The organism is Psychrobacillus sp. FSL H8-0510 (genome assembly GCF_038008345.1).
Taxonomy (GTDB): Bacteria; Bacillota; Bacilli; order Bacillales_A; family Planococcaceae; genus Psychrobacillus; species Psychrobacillus psychrotolerans.
The window spans coordinates 1,776,731-1,794,748 of sequence record NZ_JBBOYZ010000001.1 but is presented as its reverse complement, the minus strand read 5'-3'; the positions used below and the strand labels follow the sequence as shown (position 1 = coordinate 1,794,748).

Annotated in this window: 21 protein-coding genes and 1 pseudogene; 14 read left to right on the top strand and 8 right to left on the bottom strand. The window is 36.0% G+C overall.

Features of this window, described 5'->3' with window-relative positions; all coding sequences use genetic code 11:
* The first annotated feature begins 8 nt into the window (after positions 1 to 8).
* Positions 9 to 509: a CcdC family protein gene (locus MHI40_RS08790; RefSeq protein ID WP_093534164.1), complete on the top strand. Its 501-nt coding sequence runs from the start codon at positions 9 to 11 to the stop codon at positions 507 to 509.
* Positions 510 to 595: 86 nt separating this feature from the next.
* On the opposite strand, the pseudogene MHI40_RS08785 reads toward MHI40_RS08790, so the two are convergent.
* Both MHI40_RS08785 and MHI40_RS08780 read right to left on the bottom strand, forming a co-directional pair.
* A pseudogene (locus MHI40_RS08785) lies at positions 596 to 858 on the bottom strand (cupin domain-containing protein); the annotation flags it as partial.
* Positions 859 to 1,061: 203 nt separating this feature from the next.
* The gene (locus tag MHI40_RS08780) at positions 1,062 to 1,526 is read right to left on the bottom strand and encodes a DUF2621 family protein (RefSeq protein ID WP_340762310.1); all 465 of its coding nucleotides are present in this window, start codon (positions 1,524 to 1,526) and stop codon (positions 1,062 to 1,064) included.
* Positions 1,527 to 1,641: 115 nt separating this feature from the next.
* On the opposite strand from MHI40_RS08780, the gene MHI40_RS08775 reads away from it, so the two are divergent.
* The 4 genes from MHI40_RS08775 (at position 1,642) to MHI40_RS08760 (ending at position 2,977) form a co-directional block, all read left to right on the top strand.
* Positions 1,642 to 1,857 carry a DUF1659 domain-containing protein gene (locus MHI40_RS08775; RefSeq protein ID WP_093534168.1) on the top strand — a complete coding sequence of 72 codons (216 nt, stop codon included), beginning with the start codon at positions 1,642 to 1,644 and terminating at the stop codon, positions 1,855 to 1,857.
* A gap of 24 nt (positions 1,858 to 1,881) precedes the next feature.
* Positions 1,882 to 2,094, top strand: coding sequence for a DUF2922 domain-containing protein (locus MHI40_RS08770; protein WP_093534170.1), 213 nt, complete (start codon positions 1,882 to 1,884; stop codon positions 2,092 to 2,094).
* A 65-nt stretch (positions 2,095 to 2,159) separates the two neighbouring features.
* Positions 2,160 to 2,282, top strand: a complete 123-nt coding sequence (locus MHI40_RS08765) for a YvrJ family protein (protein WP_093535645.1) — start codon at positions 2,160 to 2,162, stop codon at positions 2,280 to 2,282.
* A gap of 104 nt (positions 2,283 to 2,386) precedes the next feature.
* Positions 2,387 to 2,977 (top strand): SCO family protein, encoded by a 591-nt coding sequence (locus tag MHI40_RS08760; protein ID WP_093534172.1) that lies wholly within the window; start codon positions 2,387 to 2,389, stop codon positions 2,975 to 2,977.
* Between the two features lie 36 nt (positions 2,978 to 3,013).
* Here MHI40_RS08760 and mscL read toward each other — a convergent pair whose 3' ends face one another.
* Positions 3,014 to 3,391: a large conductance mechanosensitive channel protein MscL gene (gene mscL / locus MHI40_RS08755; protein WP_093534174.1), complete on the bottom strand. Its 378-nt coding sequence runs from the start codon at positions 3,389 to 3,391 to the stop codon at positions 3,014 to 3,016.
* A gap of 227 nt (positions 3,392 to 3,618) precedes the next feature.
* Here mscL and MHI40_RS08750 point away from each other — a divergent pair, with 227 nt between their 5' ends.
* On the top strand, positions 3,619 to 4,287 hold the full coding sequence (locus MHI40_RS08750) for a lytic transglycosylase domain-containing protein (RefSeq protein WP_340762309.1): 669 nt from the start codon (positions 3,619 to 3,621) through the stop codon (positions 4,285 to 4,287).
* Between the two features lie 40 nt (positions 4,288 to 4,327).
* On the opposite strand, the gene MHI40_RS08745 is transcribed toward MHI40_RS08750, so the two are convergent.
* Positions 4,328 to 4,579 carry a GlsB/YeaQ/YmgE family stress response membrane protein gene (locus MHI40_RS08745; RefSeq protein WP_093534178.1) on the bottom strand — a complete coding sequence of 84 codons (252 nt, stop codon included), beginning with the start codon at positions 4,577 to 4,579 and terminating at the stop codon, positions 4,328 to 4,330.
* A gap of 497 nt (positions 4,580 to 5,076) precedes the next feature.
* Entirely contained in the window at positions 5,077 to 6,195 is a 1,119-nt protein-coding gene (gene yfkAB, locus MHI40_RS08740) for a radical SAM/CxCxxxxC motif protein YfkAB (protein ID WP_445678321.1), read from the bottom strand.
* 129 nt (positions 6,196 to 6,324) lie between these two features.
* On the opposite strand from yfkAB, the gene MHI40_RS08735 reads away from it, so the two are divergent.
* The 6 genes from MHI40_RS08735 to MHI40_RS08710 all read left to right on the top strand — a co-directional run bounded on the left by MHI40_RS08735 (position 6,325) and on the right by MHI40_RS08710 (position 11,795).
* The gene (locus MHI40_RS08735; RefSeq protein WP_340762308.1) at positions 6,325 to 6,822 is read left to right on the top strand and encodes a DinB family protein; all 498 of its coding nucleotides are present in this window, start codon (positions 6,325 to 6,327) and stop codon (positions 6,820 to 6,822) included.
* A 121-nt stretch (positions 6,823 to 6,943) separates the two neighbouring features.
* Positions 6,944 to 9,652: an aconitate hydratase AcnA gene (gene acnA, locus MHI40_RS08730; RefSeq protein ID WP_340762307.1), complete on the top strand. Its 2,709-nt coding sequence runs from the start codon at positions 6,944 to 6,946 to the stop codon at positions 9,650 to 9,652.
* Between the two features lie 170 nt (positions 9,653 to 9,822).
* Entirely contained in the window at positions 9,823 to 10,428 is a 606-nt protein-coding gene (locus tag MHI40_RS08725) for a hypothetical protein (RefSeq protein WP_340762306.1), read from the top strand.
* A 96-nt stretch (positions 10,429 to 10,524) separates the two neighbouring features.
* Complete coding sequence (locus tag MHI40_RS08720) at positions 10,525 to 10,950, top strand: acyl-CoA thioesterase (RefSeq protein WP_340762305.1); 426 nt, start codon at positions 10,525 to 10,527, stop codon at positions 10,948 to 10,950.
* Positions 10,950 to 11,255: a hypothetical protein gene (locus MHI40_RS08715; RefSeq protein WP_340762304.1), complete on the top strand. Its 306-nt coding sequence runs from the start codon at positions 10,950 to 10,952 to the stop codon at positions 11,253 to 11,255. Before MHI40_RS08720 ends, MHI40_RS08715 begins: the two co-directional genes overlap by 1 nt.
* A gap of 93 nt (positions 11,256 to 11,348) precedes the next feature.
* Positions 11,349 to 11,795 (top strand): hypothetical protein, encoded by a 447-nt coding sequence (locus MHI40_RS08710; protein ID WP_340762303.1) that lies wholly within the window; start codon positions 11,349 to 11,351, stop codon positions 11,793 to 11,795.
* A gap of 5 nt (positions 11,796 to 11,800) precedes the next feature.
* On the opposite strand, the gene MHI40_RS08705 is transcribed toward MHI40_RS08710, so the two are convergent.
* The 3 genes from MHI40_RS08705 to plsY form a co-directional block, all read right to left on the bottom strand.
* A complete protein-coding gene (locus MHI40_RS08705; RefSeq protein WP_340762302.1) occupies positions 11,801 to 12,112 on the bottom strand; it encodes a hypothetical protein in 312 nt (103 codons plus the stop codon).
* Between the two features lie 114 nt (positions 12,113 to 12,226).
* Positions 12,227 to 12,520 carry a HesB/YadR/YfhF family protein gene (locus tag MHI40_RS08700; RefSeq protein WP_340762300.1) on the bottom strand — a complete coding sequence of 98 codons (294 nt, stop codon included), beginning with the start codon at positions 12,518 to 12,520 and terminating at the stop codon, positions 12,227 to 12,229.
* Positions 12,521 to 12,544: 24 nt separating this feature from the next.
* Positions 12,545 to 13,150 carry a glycerol-3-phosphate 1-O-acyltransferase PlsY gene (gene plsY, locus MHI40_RS08695; protein ID WP_093534196.1) on the bottom strand — a complete coding sequence of 202 codons (606 nt, stop codon included), beginning with the start codon at positions 13,148 to 13,150 and terminating at the stop codon, positions 12,545 to 12,547.
* A gap of 451 nt (positions 13,151 to 13,601) precedes the next feature.
* Here plsY and parE point away from each other — a divergent pair, with 451 nt between their 5' ends.
* Together parE and parC are read left to right on the top strand one after the other, a co-directional pair.
* The gene (gene parE, locus MHI40_RS08690; protein WP_093534198.1) at positions 13,602 to 15,572 is read left to right on the top strand and encodes a DNA topoisomerase IV subunit B; all 1,971 of its coding nucleotides are present in this window, start codon (positions 13,602 to 13,604) and stop codon (positions 15,570 to 15,572) included.
* Positions 15,569 to 17,995, top strand: coding sequence for a DNA topoisomerase IV subunit A (gene parC / locus MHI40_RS08685; protein WP_340762299.1), 2,427 nt, complete (start codon positions 15,569 to 15,571; stop codon positions 17,993 to 17,995). The genes parE and parC overlap by 4 nt, the downstream gene beginning before the upstream one ends.
* Positions 17,996 to 18,018 lie beyond the last annotated feature (23 nt).

The following is an 18,018-nucleotide window of genomic DNA, read 5'->3' as shown; positions in this document are numbered from 1 at the left end:
AATTACAAATGTTAGATAAAATATCTCCAAATATGATGCTTATTGCTTCCACCGTAGTAGCCATTGGCATGGGAATTCTTGTTACAACAGTTCGTGCAAAATCTGCTAAACAACCAGCAAGCGTGAAAAAGATATTATTACCGCCAATGTTCATGTCCACTGGTGCATTGATGTTCGTGTTTCCTTATTTCCGTGTTAACTTAATGGAGTTTTTGGAAGCAATTGCGGCAGGATTACTTTTCTCCATTTTTCTAATTTGGACATCGAAATTTGAAAGAAGAGACGGAGAAATATATTTAAAACAATCCAAAGCATTTATATTCATTTTGTTTGGTTTGTTGATCGTACGCATCATTAGTAAAGTATTATTAAGCTCAACTATTGAAATTGGTGCTCTTAGTGGTATGTTTTGGATATTAGCTTTTGGTATGATTGTTCCATGGAGACTTGCCATGTACCTGCAATTTAAAAAAATACAAAATCAAACCGAAAAAGTGAGCACCCTGTAATTTAGGAATGCTCGCTTTTTTGAGTATATAGAATATAAAGCTAGTTTCCCCTCTATATCAAAGAAGGATTCGATGTTAAGAACTACTTAATCATCTTTATACTCATAGCCTGAAAACCTTACTACTTCCCACTTTTGTTTTCGAAGAGAGTTCATAACCTCTTCCCCTATGTTTAAATTACTTTCCATGATGTTTTTAGGAGTTAATGCCATCCGTCCACTGTGTCAGAGTTTGGGTGCCAATGCATTTCCCTTATAGCTCCTGGCAAAATTTCTACAAGTGCTGCTGAAATCAATTCAGACACAGGAAAATTCCTTGAATCTACAACACGTACTGAACCTCCAGGAGAAGGTGGGGAAATAGCGCTCAAAGAAATGGTCCTAAACCTATTGTTAATAAAAAGAAACTATCTTGAACGATACTGTTCAAAATAGTTTCTTTTCTTGTGCTCTAACTTTACTAGGTTATTACTACCTTAATTGGGAGCGTATTCTTCTCTACTAATTTAATGATATGAGTAATGTCTATACAATAAGGACACTTACAGGTTTGTTATCTCTTAATTGATTGTGTAGGCTTGTCTGCAGACAATTCAAAGTACTTGTTATAAGGAGTTACATCAATATCCATCTCGGCAAGCTTTTTACGTAGAAATTTATGATCTCTCTTTGGAGTTGCAATGATATATCCGCGTATTAATAACTCTTGCGTAATGGATTTAGCTTTTTCTTCTAAAGCCAACTGTCCTATTTTCCCTGCTATTTTTTGTTTCGCAACAGGTCTGAATAGATCTGGAACTGGTGTAACTAATTCGTTGAGCAGATGCTTTTGCTCATTATTCCAAAGATGGATTGTTTGATCTACATAATATTCTTCCCAATCCAAATCTGATTTCCCGTCTTGCTTAGGCAGTGACTTACCAAACTTGCGGAACATAAAGAAGCCGCCAATTCCCATAAGTACCACTAATAGGACAACCCAAAAAAGAATAAACCATAAAAACCAACCTTCTAGCAAACTATTCACCTCATTCTCTAATACTCAGTATAAGTTGTTCCGTAAAATATTTCATCCTCCATGTATCCTTTCTGTTAAAAAAGTTCTATCTACTAATTGAAAGGAGGGGATAGACATGGCAAACCTAGAGTATAAACATGCAGTATTAAGACTCATTTTTGAAGGAGGAATAACTGAAGAAGGTAAGATGATTTTAAAGTCAAAAACCTATCGTAATGTTCGAGCAAATGTAACAGCAGACCAACTTGATACTGTTGCATTAACACTTAGTTCCTTTTCCGAAAGACCATACATCGGAGCTGAGAAAGTAGAAACTATGCAGGTAATCTAATAATAAGAGAGGAGACTGGAGAAAATGAGTAAAACACTACAACTACAGTTCGAAACAGCGCGTGGAAAAAATGTTACATTAACAGTAGATGAACCGAGAAGTAATCTAACAGAAGCAGAAATGCAAACAGGTATGGAAACAATTATTTCAAGTAATGCTTTTCAATCGGATGGTTCTCCTTTGGCGGTTATTAAAAGTGCCAAGATAGTGGACCGAACAGTAACCGAAATTATTTAACTTTTGAAGACTCTCCAGAAATGGAGAGTCTTTTTAAAAGAATAAAATGGATGGGTGTGAATAATATGGAGCAGTGGCTAAGTGTAATTCAAGATGTTGGCTTTCCCATCTTTGTATCATTTTATTTGATGCATAGAGTGGAAACAAAGCTAGAGGAGATTAAAAACGTCCTGTTATCGTTAAATTAATGCATTTATTCACAGAAATGTTGGAATAAATAAGACAATGTAGTTGAAGGTATAAAATTGTTTCGTTAAGATGAGGGTATGAAGAGAAAAGCGAGGTCTCAGGAATGAAGAAGTTATTTATATTATTATGTATTTCGGCAATTGTTCTTGTTGGTTGCGGTAGCAGCGGCAATTTTGAAGCACAGACTAACTGGGAAGTTTCCGAGTTCGATTATGATAATCAGCGTGGGGAAACTGTTTCTTTAGAGGATTTAAAAGGCACAGTCTGGTTATCCACATTTATTTTCACAGATTGTGAAACTGTATGTCCTCCAATGACATACAATATGAGCGATATTCAAGCGATGTTGAGTGAAAAGGGTATTGAGGATTACAAAATTGTAGCATTTAGTGTGGACCCAGAAGTGGATACACCCGAAAAGCTCCAAGAATATATCGCAAATTATGATGTAATAGATGAAAGTAAATGGGAACTTTTAACTGGCTATACGCAAGAGCATATTAGTGGCTTTGCAGCAGATTCTTTTAAGACCTTAGTTCGAGATGATCCGAATACAAACCAAGTTATTCATGGAACTTCTTTCTATTTAGTCGACCAAAACGGGATAGTCGTAAAAAATTATAGTGGCAATACAGATGTACCAAAAGAAGAAATTGTCATTGATGTGGAAACATTAATTGAAGATGGAAAATAAAAATCAGCCTTTCCAAATGGAGAGGCTGATTTTTATTTAGGCATTATTTTGCTTTTTTAACAAATCTCTAATCTCTTCCAACAATACCTCTTTCGAGTCAACGGGAGGAGCTTCTTCTGTAATAGCTACAGCATCTTCTTTACGTTTAAATTTAGATATTAATCGAATAAACATGAAAATAGCAAAAGCAATAACTATAAAATCAAAAACGGATTGTATGAAATTCCCGTATAAAATTTCTTTATAATGTAAAGAAGAAAACTTACCACTAGGAAGTAATAAACCAATAGTAGGCATAATTATATGTTCTACTAATGATGTTACGATCTTACCAAATGCTGCTCCAATAACAACAGCAATTGCTAAATCTAGTACATTTCCTTTAAAAGCAAACTCTTTGAAGTCTTTCCACATATTTTTCACCTCCGTATTGTCATACTACAAAAGAATCTCTTATTTGTATATATCGACAAACTTCGCATTTTTACTATTGTTTGTAGGGATATTGTGCTATTGTTATAATCTATATAATAATCAGTTAGTTGGGAATACTGGATGAATGTGCTCTTTAAGTAATGTTGATTTCAAAATGGTTAGAGTAGTCTTTTACAGCAATATAAGTAGAATAGGTGAATAAATAGATGAAGAAACAAAAAGGAATATCTTATAAAACAAAGGGTTGGATGATCGTATTACTTCTGCCTATTACGATAACTATCTATATACTAGCAATTATAGGATGGCAACAATTGGTGAAAATACCTGTCGTACAAGAATGGGCGGAAATTATTAATAGTAGCACTGCAAAATTGGATGTGCCTACCGAATATATTGAGTTGTATAAAAAAGCAGAAGACAATTATGGGGTGCCATGGACTTTATTAGCCGCTCATCATCGGATTGAAACTAGATTTTCTACAATGGATCCGTTACTTTCTCCAGCCGGCGCTGAAGGGCATTTGCAATTTATGCCATGTACATTTGTTGGTTGGTCACATCCAAGCTGTGGGGGACTAGGCAAGGGGGATATCCCGGAAAAAGATAAAATCAGTCCAGCGATTATCGAACAATACGGTGGGTACGGGGTAGATGCTAATAACGATGGGAAAGCAGATCCATATGATCTAGAGGATGCTATATTTAGTGCTGCCAATTATCTCGCAGCAAGTGGGGCGGCGGATGGGGAGATAGAAAAAGCCGTTTTCAACTATAATCACAGCGAGAAATATGTGGAAGACGTACTTCACTTCTATCATTTGTACGAGAGTCAAGTAAAAGATCTACAAGCGGCAGCATATTCTTCGCAGTAAAAAAGGAAGTACTCAATTGAGTACTTCCTTTTTTGAATTATTACGCTTTACGCATAGCTTTTAAAATAAAGCTTAAGATCAGTACTAAAATAATTGCACCGATTAATGCTGGAATAATTGCCATATCCCAGATAACTGGACCCATGTCAGGGAATATTAATCCACCGATCCATGCACCAATGATACCTGCGATGATGTTACCAATAATTCCTCCTGGTATATCTTTACCTAAAATAAGTCCTGCTAACCAACCGATGATACCACCGATTATTAAGTATAAAATGAATCCCATCTTTTCCATCTCCTTATGAATGTATTATTGCTTCACACTCTTTATATATCCATCCTACACAACTAATAAACCTAAGTTTATTATTTTTATTTATAATACTGCATATGGATGTTAGAAGTGCCTTAAAAGTCAGTGATATCAAGATATCCAGATGAATGTAACGCTTTTACAAATTCAACATTTTTACAAATTAAGTCCTTTAAAAAAGTAATTCAAATTTTCAAAATGTTTTGCGTTCTAAAGGATTTTGCATTATAATGTAAAAAAGGAGTGGAGATCATGGATATTCGATTAAACAAAAGATTAAACAAGCAAGGGGTAGTCATTGCAATTCTCCATACAATCATAATTTTAAACTTAACAATTGACTTTTTCTTCATCCATTAAACTTATGTAAAGGGCAGTTTGCAGCTGCCCTTTACAATGTACTCTATAGTAGTATGAACTAAATTTATCAAAAAATGCCTTGCATGTTGAAAAACATGCAAGGCATTTTCTTATTTAACAGATCCACTCATAAACTGTTCATCTTTATAATACATATTCTTCACTAAAATATTTGGCCCTAAGCATTTTACAGCTGGACAATGGCAATTAAGTGATTTAGAAAGAGGTGAAGCAAGCCATTTCTCAAAAATATCAGGAAGCGTATCCGTTTGAATATTCCCTAAAGCTGGTGCGTCTCCAAAATCAGTGACTATCACCTCGCCAGTAAATATGCTTACATTCAACCGGGAACGACCATCAGGATCATTTCTAGTGGAAACATTTTTTGAATGACGCAGTCTCTCTAAAAGCTGAATACTTTTATCATTTTGGCTACATGGATAAAATGGTAAGGTTCCAAATAACATCCACACATTGTCATCACGGAAATCTAAAATCTGTTCAATTGCTTCATGCGTTTCTTCTAAAGTTAAGGTAGTTAACGCACTGGCGAAGTCGGATGGGTACATAGGATGTATTTCGTGCCGTGCACATTTCATCTCTTCTACTACTTGTTTATGTATATGCTCTAGATAGGGAAGAGTTTTTTTGTTCAACATCGTTTCTGCTGAAACCATCACTCCCGCTTCTGAAAGCATACGACTATTGTCAATCATTCGTTGAAAAAGTTTAGCTCGCTGTTCATAGGAAGGTTTTCTCTCCATCATGGCAAATCCCGTTTCGACAAATTCATCTACGGTTCCCCAGTTATGAGAAATATGTAATACATCTAAGAAAGGCGCAATCATTAAGTATCGTTCAGGCTCCAGCGTAAGATTTGAATTCATCTGCGTTCGAACGCCTCTACTATGAGCATACTTTAATAGAGGAAGGACATAATTATTAATGGACTTTTTAGACAGCATAGGTTCTCCACCAGTGATGCTTATCGTTTTTAAGTGGGGGATTTCTTCTAAACGTTGAAGGATTAGTTCTATTGGAATTGCTTCGGGATCTTTCGTTTGTAATGTATATCCTACTGCGCAATGGGCACAGCGCATATTACATAAAGTAGTTGACGTAAATTCAATATTACTTAAAGTTAGCTTTCCAAACTGCTCCATGTCTCGATATGCTTCCCATGGATCATTCATTGGATTCATTGTTTTCTTGGTTTTCATTTCAATCATTATTTAAACTTCCTTTCAATAGTGTATTGTCGCATATTTTAAGGAAAAAGAAAATAACGGACGATTGTTGCTTGTTTGTCACTTATAATGGGTATAAAGAAAGTACAACGCAGGGAGTGGAGGAATTATATGTTTATAGAAAAAATTAATGAAATTAGAAAGAACTTATTCAAACAAATCGATTCACTAACAAACGAGCAATTTAACGAAAAACCGGATAAAGACTCATGGTCTCCTAAAGAAATCGTCGATCATTTAGTGAAAATGGAACAAACCATCATTAAAGGCATACAACAAGAGCTTGGAAACCCGACAAGCCCTAAAGCAAAGAAAAAACCAATAAAGCTATCTACATTAAGAATAGTAAAAGTGAAGGCTCCATCCTATACAGTTCCGTCCAGTGACTATAAAAGGACAGAAGAAATGAAATCGCATCTACATCAAGTGAGAATGGAACTACTAACTCTCTATAAATCGAACAATTCTACTGTATTAGAAGAAAAATCATTAAAACACCCTATTTTTGGACAAGTTCCACTCATACAATGGTTTGAATTTACGGGTTTACATGAAAAAAGACATGCAAAGCAATTAGAAAAGACTATTGAAAAAATAAAAGGTCATTAATAATAGTTATGACTTATAATAATTTTAATCTAATTTACTTATCAAGTATATTCTTGTATGATTAGTAGTGGAGAAAAGTCACTTAACAAACACTTTTCAATAGATCTTAGGAGGAATACAAATGGCAAAAAGTAATTTACACAATAGCCGTACTTCGTTTTCTCTAAATGGTAAAGAGTATAACTACTATCGTTTAGCAGCACTAGAAGAAGCTGGCATCGCAAAAGTTTCACGCCTTCCTTATTCAATCAAAGTATTATTAGAATCTGTTTTACGTCAATATGATGGCTATGTTATTAAAGAAGATCATGTAAACCAATTAGCAAAATGGGGTAAAGATGCTAATACAGAAGCAGAAGTACCTTTTAAACCTTCACGCGTTGTACTTCAAGATTTCACAGGAGTACCAGTAGTTGTAGATTTAGCATCACTTCGTTCAGCGATGAATGAAATGGGTGGAAATCCAGACAAAATCAACCCTGCTATTCCAGTAGATCTTGTAATCGATCACTCGGTACAAGTAGATAAATACGGTACTGCATCAGCTTTACAAGCTAATATGGATCTTGAATTTGAGCGTAATGCAGAGCGTTACAACTTCTTGAAATGGGCCCAAACTTCATATGATAATTTCCGTGCTGTACCTCCAGCAACTGGTATCGTTCACCAAGTTAACTTAGAGTACTTAGCACCAATCGTACATGTTAACGAAGGTACTGATGGCACTTTGGAAACCTTCCCAGATTCAGTAGTAGGTACTGACTCCCATACAACAATGATCAATGGTCTTGGAGTACTTGGATGGGGTGTAGGTGGTATTGAAGCGGAAGCAGGAATGCTTGGTCAACCTTCATACTTCCCAATTCCCGAAGTAATCGGCGTTAAATTAGTTGGAGACCTTCCAAACGGAACTACTGCAACTGACTTAGCACTTAAAGTGACGCAAGTATTACGTCAAAAAGGTGTTGTAGGTAAATTTGTTGAGTTCTTTGGACCAGGTGTATCTAAATTACCTTTAGCTGACCGTGCAACAATTGCGAACATGGCTCCTGAATATGGTGCTACATGTGGTTACTTTGCAATTGATGAAGAATCTATCAACTATTTACGTCTAACGGGACGTGATGAAGAGCATATTGCTGTAGTAGAAGCATACTTAAAAGCAAATGATATGTTCTTTGATCCAACTCTAGAACCTGTTTATACAGACGTTGTAGAGATCGATCTTGGAGATATCGTAGCAAACCTTTCTGGACCAAAACGTCCACAAGATTTAATTCCACTTACAGATATGAAAGTTCGTTACCGTGAATCAGTTGTTGCTCCACAAGGTACACAAGGTTTCGGTCTATCTGAAAAAGAATTTGACAAAACAGCTACTGCTAAATTTGCAGAAGGTGATGTAGAAATTCCAACAGGGGCTGTAGCAATTGCTGCAATCACTTCTTGTACAAATACATCTAACCCATATGTAATGTTAGCTGCTGGTTTAGTTGCTAAAAAAGCAGTAGAAAAAGGACTTACAGTTCCAGCTTACGTTAAAACTTCTCTAGCTCCAGGATCTAAAGTAGTTACTGGTTATTTAGAGGATTCTGGTCTAAACGTGTTCCTTGACAAAATCGGATTCAATACAGTTGGATACGGTTGTACAACTTGTATCGGTAACTCAGGACCATTATTACCTGAAATTGAAAAAGCAATTATTGACGAAGATCTTTTCGTAACGTCTGTTCTTTCTGGTAACCGTAACTTTGAAGGTCGTGTACATCCACTTGTGAAAGCAAACTATTTAGCTTCACCACCATTGGTAGTAGCTTATGCACTTGCTGGAACTGTAGATATCGACCTTGAAAAAGATTCATTCGGTACGGACAAAGATGGCAACGAAGTATTCTTTGCTGATATCTGGCCGTCAACAGAAGAAGTAAATGAAGTACTTTCAACGGTTGTTACTCGTGAATTATTCCAAAAAGAATATGCACGTGTATTTGATGAGAACGAAGCTTGGAATGCTATTGAAACGTCAACTGAATCTTTATATTCATTTAATGACAAGTCAACATACATTCAAAACCCACCATTCTTCCAAGGATTATCTAAAGAGCCTGGTGCTATCCAATCACTAGATAAAATGCGCGTAGTAGCTAAATTTGGGGATTCGATTACAACAGACCATATTTCACCAGCAGGTGCAATTGGTAAAGATACTCCAGCAGGTAAATACTTGCGCGAAAATGGGGTTGAAATACGCGACTTTAACTCATACGGTTCACGTCGTGGTAACCATGAAGTAATGATGCGTGGTACATTTGCAAACATACGTATTCGTAACCAAGTAGCTCCAGGTACAGAAGGTGGATATACAACTTACTGGCCAACAGGCGAAATTATGCCTATCTATGATGCAGCTATGAAGTATCAAGAAACGAATACTGGTTTAGTAGTTCTTGGTGGAAAAGATTACGGTATGGGATCTTCTCGTGACTGGGCTGCTAAAGGAACAAACTTATTAGGTATTAAAGCTGTTATTACAGAAAGCTTTGAGCGTATTCACCGTTCTAACCTAGTTATGATGGGTGTATTACCACTTAACTTCTTACCAGGAGAAAACGTTGAGACATTAGGCTTAACTGGTAAAGAAGAAATCAGTATTAATATTGCAGAAGGTGTAAAACCTCGTGATATTTTACAAGTTACAGCTAAAGCTGAAGACGGAACTGAAAAAGTATTCAACGTACTTGCTCGTTTCGATTCAGAAGTAGAAGTAGACTACTACCGTCATGGTGGTATCCTACAAATGGTATTACGTAACAAAATGTTAGAAGCATAAGAATTACCTTAAAAGAGACTATTCCTTCTTAGGATATAGTCTCTTTTTCTTTTTATAAGGAATTCTTCATCTCACATCTAACGCAATGCCTTACAACCGATCGTGCTTTTACACATTAAACAAGGTTAGAAATTTAGTTTATACTTAAAGAAATGAAGGAGGGGTTATGAATGTTTGGTAATTTGTTTAAAAAGAAAGATCCAATTGAGAAGTTTTGGCAGTACTTTATCGATCATGAGAAAAAACTTTATAATTTAAGGGAGGACGACATAGAGAAAATATACGGAGATTTATATAGATTAATAAATAAAGTAAACAATCAACTAACTTTTTCTACCCCTGTCGCATTGATCAACGGGAAAAGAGAATTTACGATTAAAGCTTCGTCTATTGGAAAAAACTTTCCTGATGTAATTCGGCTAGTAGATGCTGCTCCCGCAATGGAAAAGTTTACAATCATCGCATTTGAACAACGAAATGATGGGGAAGATGGAACAACAGTAAATGATATTATGCTCACTCGTGATGATGTCTTTTTCAACTATACATATGATCAGGAATATACAGCATTCTATTTAAAGTTATATATTAAAGGGTTTGAGGAAGAAAATGATGATTATTACCAAGTAACTTTTGATTTGCTTGAGTTAGTCATAGGGGAATATGTGCTTGGTACAGAAATTACAGAAATCGAATTTAATAAATTTTATACAGCAGATGACCTCTTGCCAATTAATGATTTAGCTAAAATATTGGATAAAATTAAATTTGGATAAAATTAAATTAGGAAAGTAATGATTTTTATCTACAAAGTAGTGCGTAACAGTATTTTTATCAGCAATTTAGTATAATTACCACTGAGGTGACTTTAAATGTTTTTAAGTGAAAAAGAAATTGAAGTACGATATGCTGAAACCGATCAAATGGGTGTAGTATATCATGCGAATTATGTTATTTGGTTAGAAATAGGAAGAACCCAACTAATCAAAGACTTAGGATTCTCCTATGCGGGACTAGAGCAGGATGGATACCTTTCGCCGGTAACAAATGTGAACGTAAATTATAAAACTCCTGTGAAGTACGGGGAGACTGTAGTGATTAGAACCTGGATTGAAAAACATAGTAAGCTACGAACAACCTATGGTTATGAGATTATACATGAAGACGGTACAGTTGCTTCAAACGCAACATCTGAGCATGTAATAGTGAGGAAAGACAACTTCCGACCCGTATCTCTGAAACGAGTTCATGCGGCATGGGATGCAAAATATGTAGAAATAGCCAAGGAGAATGCTTAATGGCATTTGGTATTAAACGACATGAGTTAAATGAATGGAAACGAGATGTCCTGGAGGGGAATATAGCTTTCTTAACGCATTATTGGATTGATGAACGATTTCCTGGTTGTAACACGGTCACCAAAGTCGGCTGTAGTGATGTGCCCAGGCTAATTGAATGGGGTAAGAAATACGGCTTAAAGGCCGAATGGATTGACTATAAAGAAGCTTATCCTCACTTTGATTTATTTGGTAAACACGAAATGGATATCATGGTAAAAGAGGGATTGTTGGAGCAGTTAGAGAGATTTAATAGAAATTCGTAAACAGCTAGAGATTATTGAAATCTCTAGCTGTTTTTATTTGTAATTCAGTTATAATTAAATGAAAAGTCTGGATATTAGGGGGAGGAGTAATAAATGGTTTACAAGTTAGTAACAGCAAAAAGCCCAATATTTCTGGTTTTAGCCTATGGAATGTTCTTTTTTTTCTTAAGTATTGGTGAATCTGGAGTATCTATATTCTGGTCCATTTTTCTCCTGCTTTTTGGTGTTATTAGCTTCTTTATAAAGACTGAATTCATTATTAACCAAGATAACTTGAATTATCAGACCATGATTTTTCATTTTACAGTTTTTCAAAGGAATTTGTCTCCAACCGATATAAATAAAGTTGTCTTTAAACGCTATGGGTGGGCGACTAAAGGAGCAACACTTAAACTGCATAAAGGATTTAATATAAGAATTGTACAGTTTACCCCCAATGATGTAACAACCCAATTAGAAAAGTTTGCTATTAACAACACTATCTCTATTACCAAGTCAAAGGACTATTTGTTGCTGGAAAGAAGAGAAAAATATAGATAATTGGATTACTCTAAATAAGTAAATCCGTTTTTAGTTTGAGTCGATTTAGCAATTGTGGAATTGGCTAGATTATCCTCATCCAAGGGGGAAGTGGAGTTATCTATTATAGGATCACCATATGCAGAAGTATCATCTTTTTTGGTGTCCGGATTAATCCTTCCGCTGCTCACATTTTGAGTACTCTTTGCAATAGGAGAAGTGGCTTTAGTATGCTGATCATTTAGAGAAGGATGCGTATCATTGATAGGGTCCCCATAAGCAGTGAAGGTAGAAGGATCTTTTTTGTCTGACTTAGCGCTTTTATTTTGGTCTGTCATTTATATCAACTCCCTAAGTAGTCTTTAAATATCAAGCTTATCATCCCCGATAGAATGCAGATTATACAAAATACTAAATAATTCTCCAAATAAAAAAAGCGCATCCTAAGTGGATTACGCTTTTTTGTATACATAGGATAATTCATCCCTAGTAGAATCTAGCTCTACGTGCAAATCATGTCCATCAAAATACCATTCATCCGTTTCTTCTATAAAAAACAAGATATCTTCTTTTTTATAGGTTACAGCAGGCTCGAATGGTGTGTCCTTCGTAACCCCTAAAGAAAAGCCTTCATGAATAGGACTTGATCCTCCGTAACGTGCAAAAAAGCGAATGTTATCGCCTTTTACAGCTTCCATTTCCTTGTGAAACCAATGCATTGCATCGGAAGAAATAATTATTTTCATACGTACCACCATACTTTCATCAGATTAGATCCAAGACACTTTTGGTTCGGTACCAGCTTTAATGCGTTTAATATTTGTACGGTGACGATAAAATATGAATGTTGCCAGCAATAGGACAATTACTACAAGTGGCCAGTCCTTATCTACCGTAAAGTAATAAATAACACTGTACACTACAGCAATTATCGCTAAAATCATGGAAGTGAGAGATACCATTTTTGTCATTTTTAAAATGATAAAAAATCCTATTACTAATATGACAAAGATTGGCCAATTATACCCTAGCAATAGCCCACCAGAAGTTGCTACTGCTTTTCCACCTTTAAATCCTGCAAAGATCGGGAACATATGACCTACTACTGCTATAACACCTAGGATTAACGGATGAACATTTACCGTTTCGAATATAGCCAAAGAACCTAGCAGAGTTGCTGCAGTCCCTTTTAGAATATCCAAAATCGTAACAACTAAGCCCGCTTTTTTTCCTAGTGTTCTAAATGTGTTTGTACCGCCTAAATTTCCACTACCATGCTCTCGTATATCGATATTATAGAATAGTTTTCCAACCCATAGTCCAGAGGGAAGTGAACCTATTAGATAAGCGAGTAAGAGTAAAAGAATTATGATCATAGTATACTCCTTTGTTATGAATCTAAAATTATATTTATCTTTTTTAAGTGTACCATGTATATTTATAAGTATTCAATGCTCTTGAGAGAAAGGTTTTTCAAATATTTTATTTAGTCGTGATACAATTGAGAAGATAAAAGAACTAAACTTACATAAAATCCGTTTTACTAGTATTATTAGGTTATAATCAATGGAAGTTTCACTTTGTCAAAAGAGGAGCAAATGGAGTAGCCGATGTGCTAACTCCAGTTTTTTATTCTCCATTTCTTTAAGTCAAGAAGGAATACAGTAACAATATCTAGAATGCTTTAAAAGGGAGTTTGCAATCTAATACATCTTTCCTTACAATTAAATTCTGGCATTAACTACTGAAAAAATTGACATAATGAGTATCCATTTGTAGGCTAAAGGAAGAGTAAAGAACAGATGTTTTGTTTTGGAGGGAAAGTATTTGAGTAAAGTTGGAGCAGTAAATAGTTATAGTGATGATGATATTCAGGTCTTAGAAGGCTTAGAAGCCGTTCGTAAAAGACCGGGTATGTATATTGGTTCAACAGATGCAAGAGGTTTGCATCATTTAGTATATGAAATCGTAGATAATGCAGTAGATGAAAGCCTTGCCGGTTTTGGTAATCATATCCTCGTGACTATTCATGCGGATCAAAGTATTACTGTCCGTGATTTTGGTCGGGGGATGCCTACTGGTACACATAAAACAGGAATACCAACTGCCGAAGTTATTTTTACTGTTTTACATGCTGGTGGTAAATTTGGACAAGGTGGTTATAAAACAAGTGGTGGTCTTCATGGTGTAGGTGCATCTGTTGTAAATGCGCTATCTAGCTATGTGGATGTGGAAATTCATCGCGACGGCAAAAAATTCCACCAGAGATTTGAAGATGGCGGAAAAGTTGTTCAATCGTTAAAACAAATTGGAACAACAAAAGAAACCGGGACTTCTGTTCGTTTTTTACCGGATGAATCTATCTTCTCCGTAGTTAAATACAATTACGAAACTTTATGTGAGAGATTGAGAGAATCTGCCTTTCTGTTAAAAGGATTAAAAATTGAATTAAAAGATGAGCGTACAGAAGCACACGACATATTCTTCTATGAAACAGGTATAGAAGCATTCGTTTCTTATTTGAATGAGGAAAAAGACGTCTTGCACCCTGTGTTTTACATGGAAGGCATACAAGATGAAATTGAAGTTGAATTTGCTTTTCAGTTTAACGACGGATATTCAGAAACGATTCTGTCTTTCGTAAATAACGTTCGTACACGTGATGGTGGTACGCATGAAACGGGCGCTAAAGCCGCTTTAACGCGTGTCTTTAACGAATATGCTCGTAAAACCAATCTTTTAAAAGAAAAAGCCAAAAACTTAGAAGGCTCCGATATTAGAGAAGGTATATCTGCCATTATTTCTATTCGAATTCCAGAGAATATATTACAATTCGAAGGACAAACGAAAGGAAAACTGGGTACAAGCGAGGCTAGAAGCGCTGTAGATTCGGTTATTTCTGAGAAATTGCAATATACTTTAGAAGAAAACTCAGAGTTAGCTTCTTCTCTAATAAGAAAAGCACTTCGTGCGCAGCAAGCTCGTGAAGCCGCGAGAAAAGCTCGTGAAGATGCTCGTAACGGGAAAAAACGTAAACCATCTGAATTGTTATCTGGGAAGTTAACTCCAGCTCAATCGAGAAATGCTGCGAGAAATGAACTATATTTAGTCGAAGGAGATTCAGCAGGAGGATCTGCTAAACAAGGTAGAGATCGCACGTTCCAAGCAATCCTTCCACTACGTGGTAAAGTTATTAATACAGAAAAAGCAAACCTCGCGGATATTATGAAAAATGTTGAAATTGCAACGATTATTCATGCTATTGGTGGTGGGGTAGGAGCAGAATTCCAAATAGCGGATATTGCATACGACAAAATCGTTATCATGACGGATGCTGATACGGACGGTGCACATATTCAAGTACTATTATTAACATTCTTCTATCGCTATATGAAACCTTTAATTGAAAATGGTAATATATATATCGCTTTACCTCCGCTTTATAAAATTTATAAAGGTGTAGGAAAAAAAGAAGTTTCTGAATATGCATGGACAGAAAAGGAATTAGAAGCTGCTTCCGGACGAATTGGAAAAGGGTACATACTCCAACGCTATAAAGGTCTTGGAGAAATGAATGCTGACCAATTATGGGACACTACGATGAATCCTGAAACTAGAACACTTATTAGAGTGACTATAGAAGATGGTGCACGTGCAGAAAGACATGTGACCACACTTATGGGAGACAAAGTAGAACCACGTCGTAAATGGATAGAAGCCAACGTAAACTTCGGCTTAGAAGAGGACTCAAATATATTAGAAAACGACAGATTACACACGGAGGATGACTTAGCATGACACAAACCGAACGTTATCAAAATTTGCCATTAGAAGAGGTGATCGGTGATCGGTTTGGTCGTTATAGCAAATACATCATCCAAGATCGTGCACTACCTGATGCTAGAGATGGTCTTAAACCAGTTCAACGCCGTATCCTATTTGCCATGTTCCAAGAAGGCAATACAAACGATAAACCATTCCGAAAATCAGCTAAAACTGTTGGTAATGTAATTGGTAACTATCATCCGCATGGTGATAGTTCCGTTTACGAGGCAATGGTGCGAATGAGTCAAGATTGGAAGCTGCGCCATATGACCGTTGAAATGCATGGTAACAACGGTTCGGTGGACGGAGATCCGCCAGCTGCAATGCGTTATACAGAAGCTCGACTATCTGCTATTTCCCATGAACTTCTACGCGATATCAATAAAAACACAGTAGACTATATTCCAAACTTTGATGATTCAGATTCAGAGCCAGTAGTATTACCAGCTAGATTTCCAAATTTAATCGTCAATGGATCTACAGGTATTTCAGCAGGCTATGCAACTGATATCCCACCTCATGCACTCCATGAAGCACTAGATGCCGTACTGATGAGAATGGAAAATCCAGCTGCCACTGTGGACGAGTTAATGACCGTTATCAAAGGTCCTGATTTCCCTACTGGTGGGATTATTCAAGGTGTAGAAGGTATAAAAAAAGCGTATGAAACCGGAAAAGGAAAAATTATCATTCGTTCCAAGACGGAAATTGAAACGATAAAAGGTGGAAAGCAACAAATTGTCATTACCGAGATTCCTTTTGAAGTGAACAAAGCAAATCTAGTCAAGAAAATTGATGAACAAAGACATGATCGACGTCTTGAAGGAATTGCAGAAGTTCGAGACGAATCTGACCGTACAGGTCTACGTATTGTCATTGAAATGAAAAAAGAAGTAGATGCACATGGTATTCTACAATATTTATTAAAAAACACGGATCTACAAGTGGCTTATAATTTCAATATGATTGCTATTCATAATCGTAGACCGACGATGATGACTCTTCCATTACTTTTAGATTCGTACATTGGCCATCAGAAAGAAGTTGTCACTCGAAGAACGATTTTTGATTTGAAAAAAGCACAAGATCGATTACATATAGTAGCCGGCCTTATGAAAGCTCTCTCTATTCTTGATGAAGTGATCAAAGCAATCAGAGCTTCAAAAGATAAAAGGGATGCTAAAAACAATTTAATTTCTTTGTTTGAATTTTCCGAAGCACAAGCAGAAGCAATTGTTTCGTTGCAACTATATCGTTTAACTAATACAGATATTACGGAGCTTCAAAATGAAGAAGAAACACTCAATAAATTAGTAAAAGAGTTAGAGAATATTTTGGCAAAGGAAACTGCACTATTAAAAGTGATTAAAAAAGAACTTTTAGCAGTGAGAAAACAATTTGCAGAGCCCCGCAAATCAGTATTAGAAGATGAGATTGAAGAGATTAAGGTAACGTTAGATGTTCTTATTCCTAGCGAGGAAGTATATGTAACTGTAACGAAGGACGGCTATATTAAACGGACAAGTACACGTTCCTACACAGCCTCCAATGGACAGGATTTTGCGATTAAGGATTCGGATTATTTACTGTATAAAGCACCTATCAATATGCAAAACCATCTACTAATATTTACTTCTAAAGGGAATTATATTTACCAACCAGTACACGAATTACCTGATATACGTTGGAAAGATCTAGGCCAGCATATTTCGAGTATTGTACCACTGGATTCACAGGAAAGAATTATCAAAGTAATGGGAATCGAGTCATTCGACCTGGATTTGAGCGTTTTAACAGCCACGAAAGATGGACAAATTAAACGTTCATTACTTTCCGATTATGTTGTACAACGATACGCAAGACCGATCAAGACGATCAACTTAAAGAAAAATGATGAACTAATCATGGCAGAACTCGTTGCTCCTTCTGACGATGTGTTAATCACGACGTATGCTAGTTATTCTGTTCGCTTCTCTCTAGACGAAGTGCCCATCACTGGTGTGAAAACTGGTGGAGTTAAAGCGATTAATCTAAAAGACGAAGATTATGTTGTTAGTGTCAACACGATTTCTACACAAAACAAAGAAGATATCTTGTTAATCACCACTAGAGGTGCCATTAAAAAGATGGCTTTAAATGAAATCGAAGCTGGCGTAAGAGCTAAGCGAGGAATACTTACGTTAAGAGAGTTAAAAACGAATCCTCATCGCGTATTCGACGTACTATTAGTGGAAAAAAATGACCAACTGATTATAGAAACAGAAAAAGGTCAGGAAACGATACTAGTAAATGCATACCGTCCATCCGATAGATATTCAAATGGTTCGTTTGTAATCGATACAGAAAAAGATGGCGATTTAGTTCGCGTTTGGAAGCAACCAAAAGAAGAGAACTAAAGCTTAAGCGTTCATTTTTCAAA

Coding starts and splice junctions, on each gene's coding strand:
- MHI40_RS08790 (WP_093534164.1), top strand. CDS start 9: ATGTTAGATAAAATATCTCCAAATATGATGCTTATTGCTTCCACCGTA.
- MHI40_RS08775 (WP_093534168.1), top strand. CDS start 1,642: ATGGCAAACCTAGAGTATAAACATGCAGTATTAAGACTCATTTTTGAA.
- MHI40_RS08770 (WP_093534170.1), top strand. CDS start 1,882: ATGAGTAAAACACTACAACTACAGTTCGAAACAGCGCGTGGAAAAAAT.
- MHI40_RS08765 (WP_093535645.1), top strand. CDS start 2,160: ATGGAGCAGTGGCTAAGTGTAATTCAAGATGTTGGCTTTCCCATCTTT.
- MHI40_RS08760 (WP_093534172.1), top strand. CDS start 2,387: ATGAAGAAGTTATTTATATTATTATGTATTTCGGCAATTGTTCTTGTT.
- mscL (WP_093534174.1), bottom strand. CDS start 3,391: ATGTGGAAAGACTTCAAAGAGTTTGCTTTTAAAGGAAATGTACTAGAT.
- MHI40_RS08750 (WP_340762309.1), top strand. CDS start 3,619: ATGAAGAAACAAAAAGGAATATCTTATAAAACAAAGGGTTGGATGATC.
- MHI40_RS08745 (WP_093534178.1), bottom strand. CDS start 4,579: ATGGGATTCATTTTATACTTAATAATCGGTGGTATCATCGGTTGGTTA.
- yfkAB (WP_445678321.1), bottom strand. CDS start 6,195: ATGATTGAAATGAAAACCAAGAAAACAATGAATCCAATGAATGATCCA.
- MHI40_RS08735 (WP_340762308.1), top strand. CDS start 6,325: ATGTTTATAGAAAAAATTAATGAAATTAGAAAGAACTTATTCAAACAA.
- acnA (WP_340762307.1), top strand. CDS start 6,944: ATGGCAAAAAGTAATTTACACAATAGCCGTACTTCGTTTTCTCTAAAT.
- MHI40_RS08725 (WP_340762306.1), top strand. CDS start 9,823: ATGTTTGGTAATTTGTTTAAAAAGAAAGATCCAATTGAGAAGTTTTGG.
- MHI40_RS08720 (WP_340762305.1), top strand. CDS start 10,525: ATGTTTTTAAGTGAAAAAGAAATTGAAGTACGATATGCTGAAACCGAT.
- MHI40_RS08715 (WP_340762304.1), top strand. CDS start 10,950: ATGGCATTTGGTATTAAACGACATGAGTTAAATGAATGGAAACGAGAT.
- MHI40_RS08710 (WP_340762303.1), top strand. CDS start 11,349: ATGGTTTACAAGTTAGTAACAGCAAAAAGCCCAATATTTCTGGTTTTA.
- MHI40_RS08705 (WP_340762302.1), bottom strand. CDS start 12,112: ATGACAGACCAAAATAAAAGCGCTAAGTCAGACAAAAAAGATCCTTCT.
- MHI40_RS08700 (WP_340762300.1), bottom strand. CDS start 12,520: ATGAAAATAATTATTTCTTCCGATGCAATGCATTGGTTTCACAAGGAA.
- plsY (WP_093534196.1), bottom strand. CDS start 13,150: ATGATCATAATTCTTTTACTCTTACTCGCTTATCTAATAGGTTCACTT.
- parC (WP_340762299.1), top strand. CDS start 15,569: ATGACACAAACCGAACGTTATCAAAATTTGCCATTAGAAGAGGTGATC.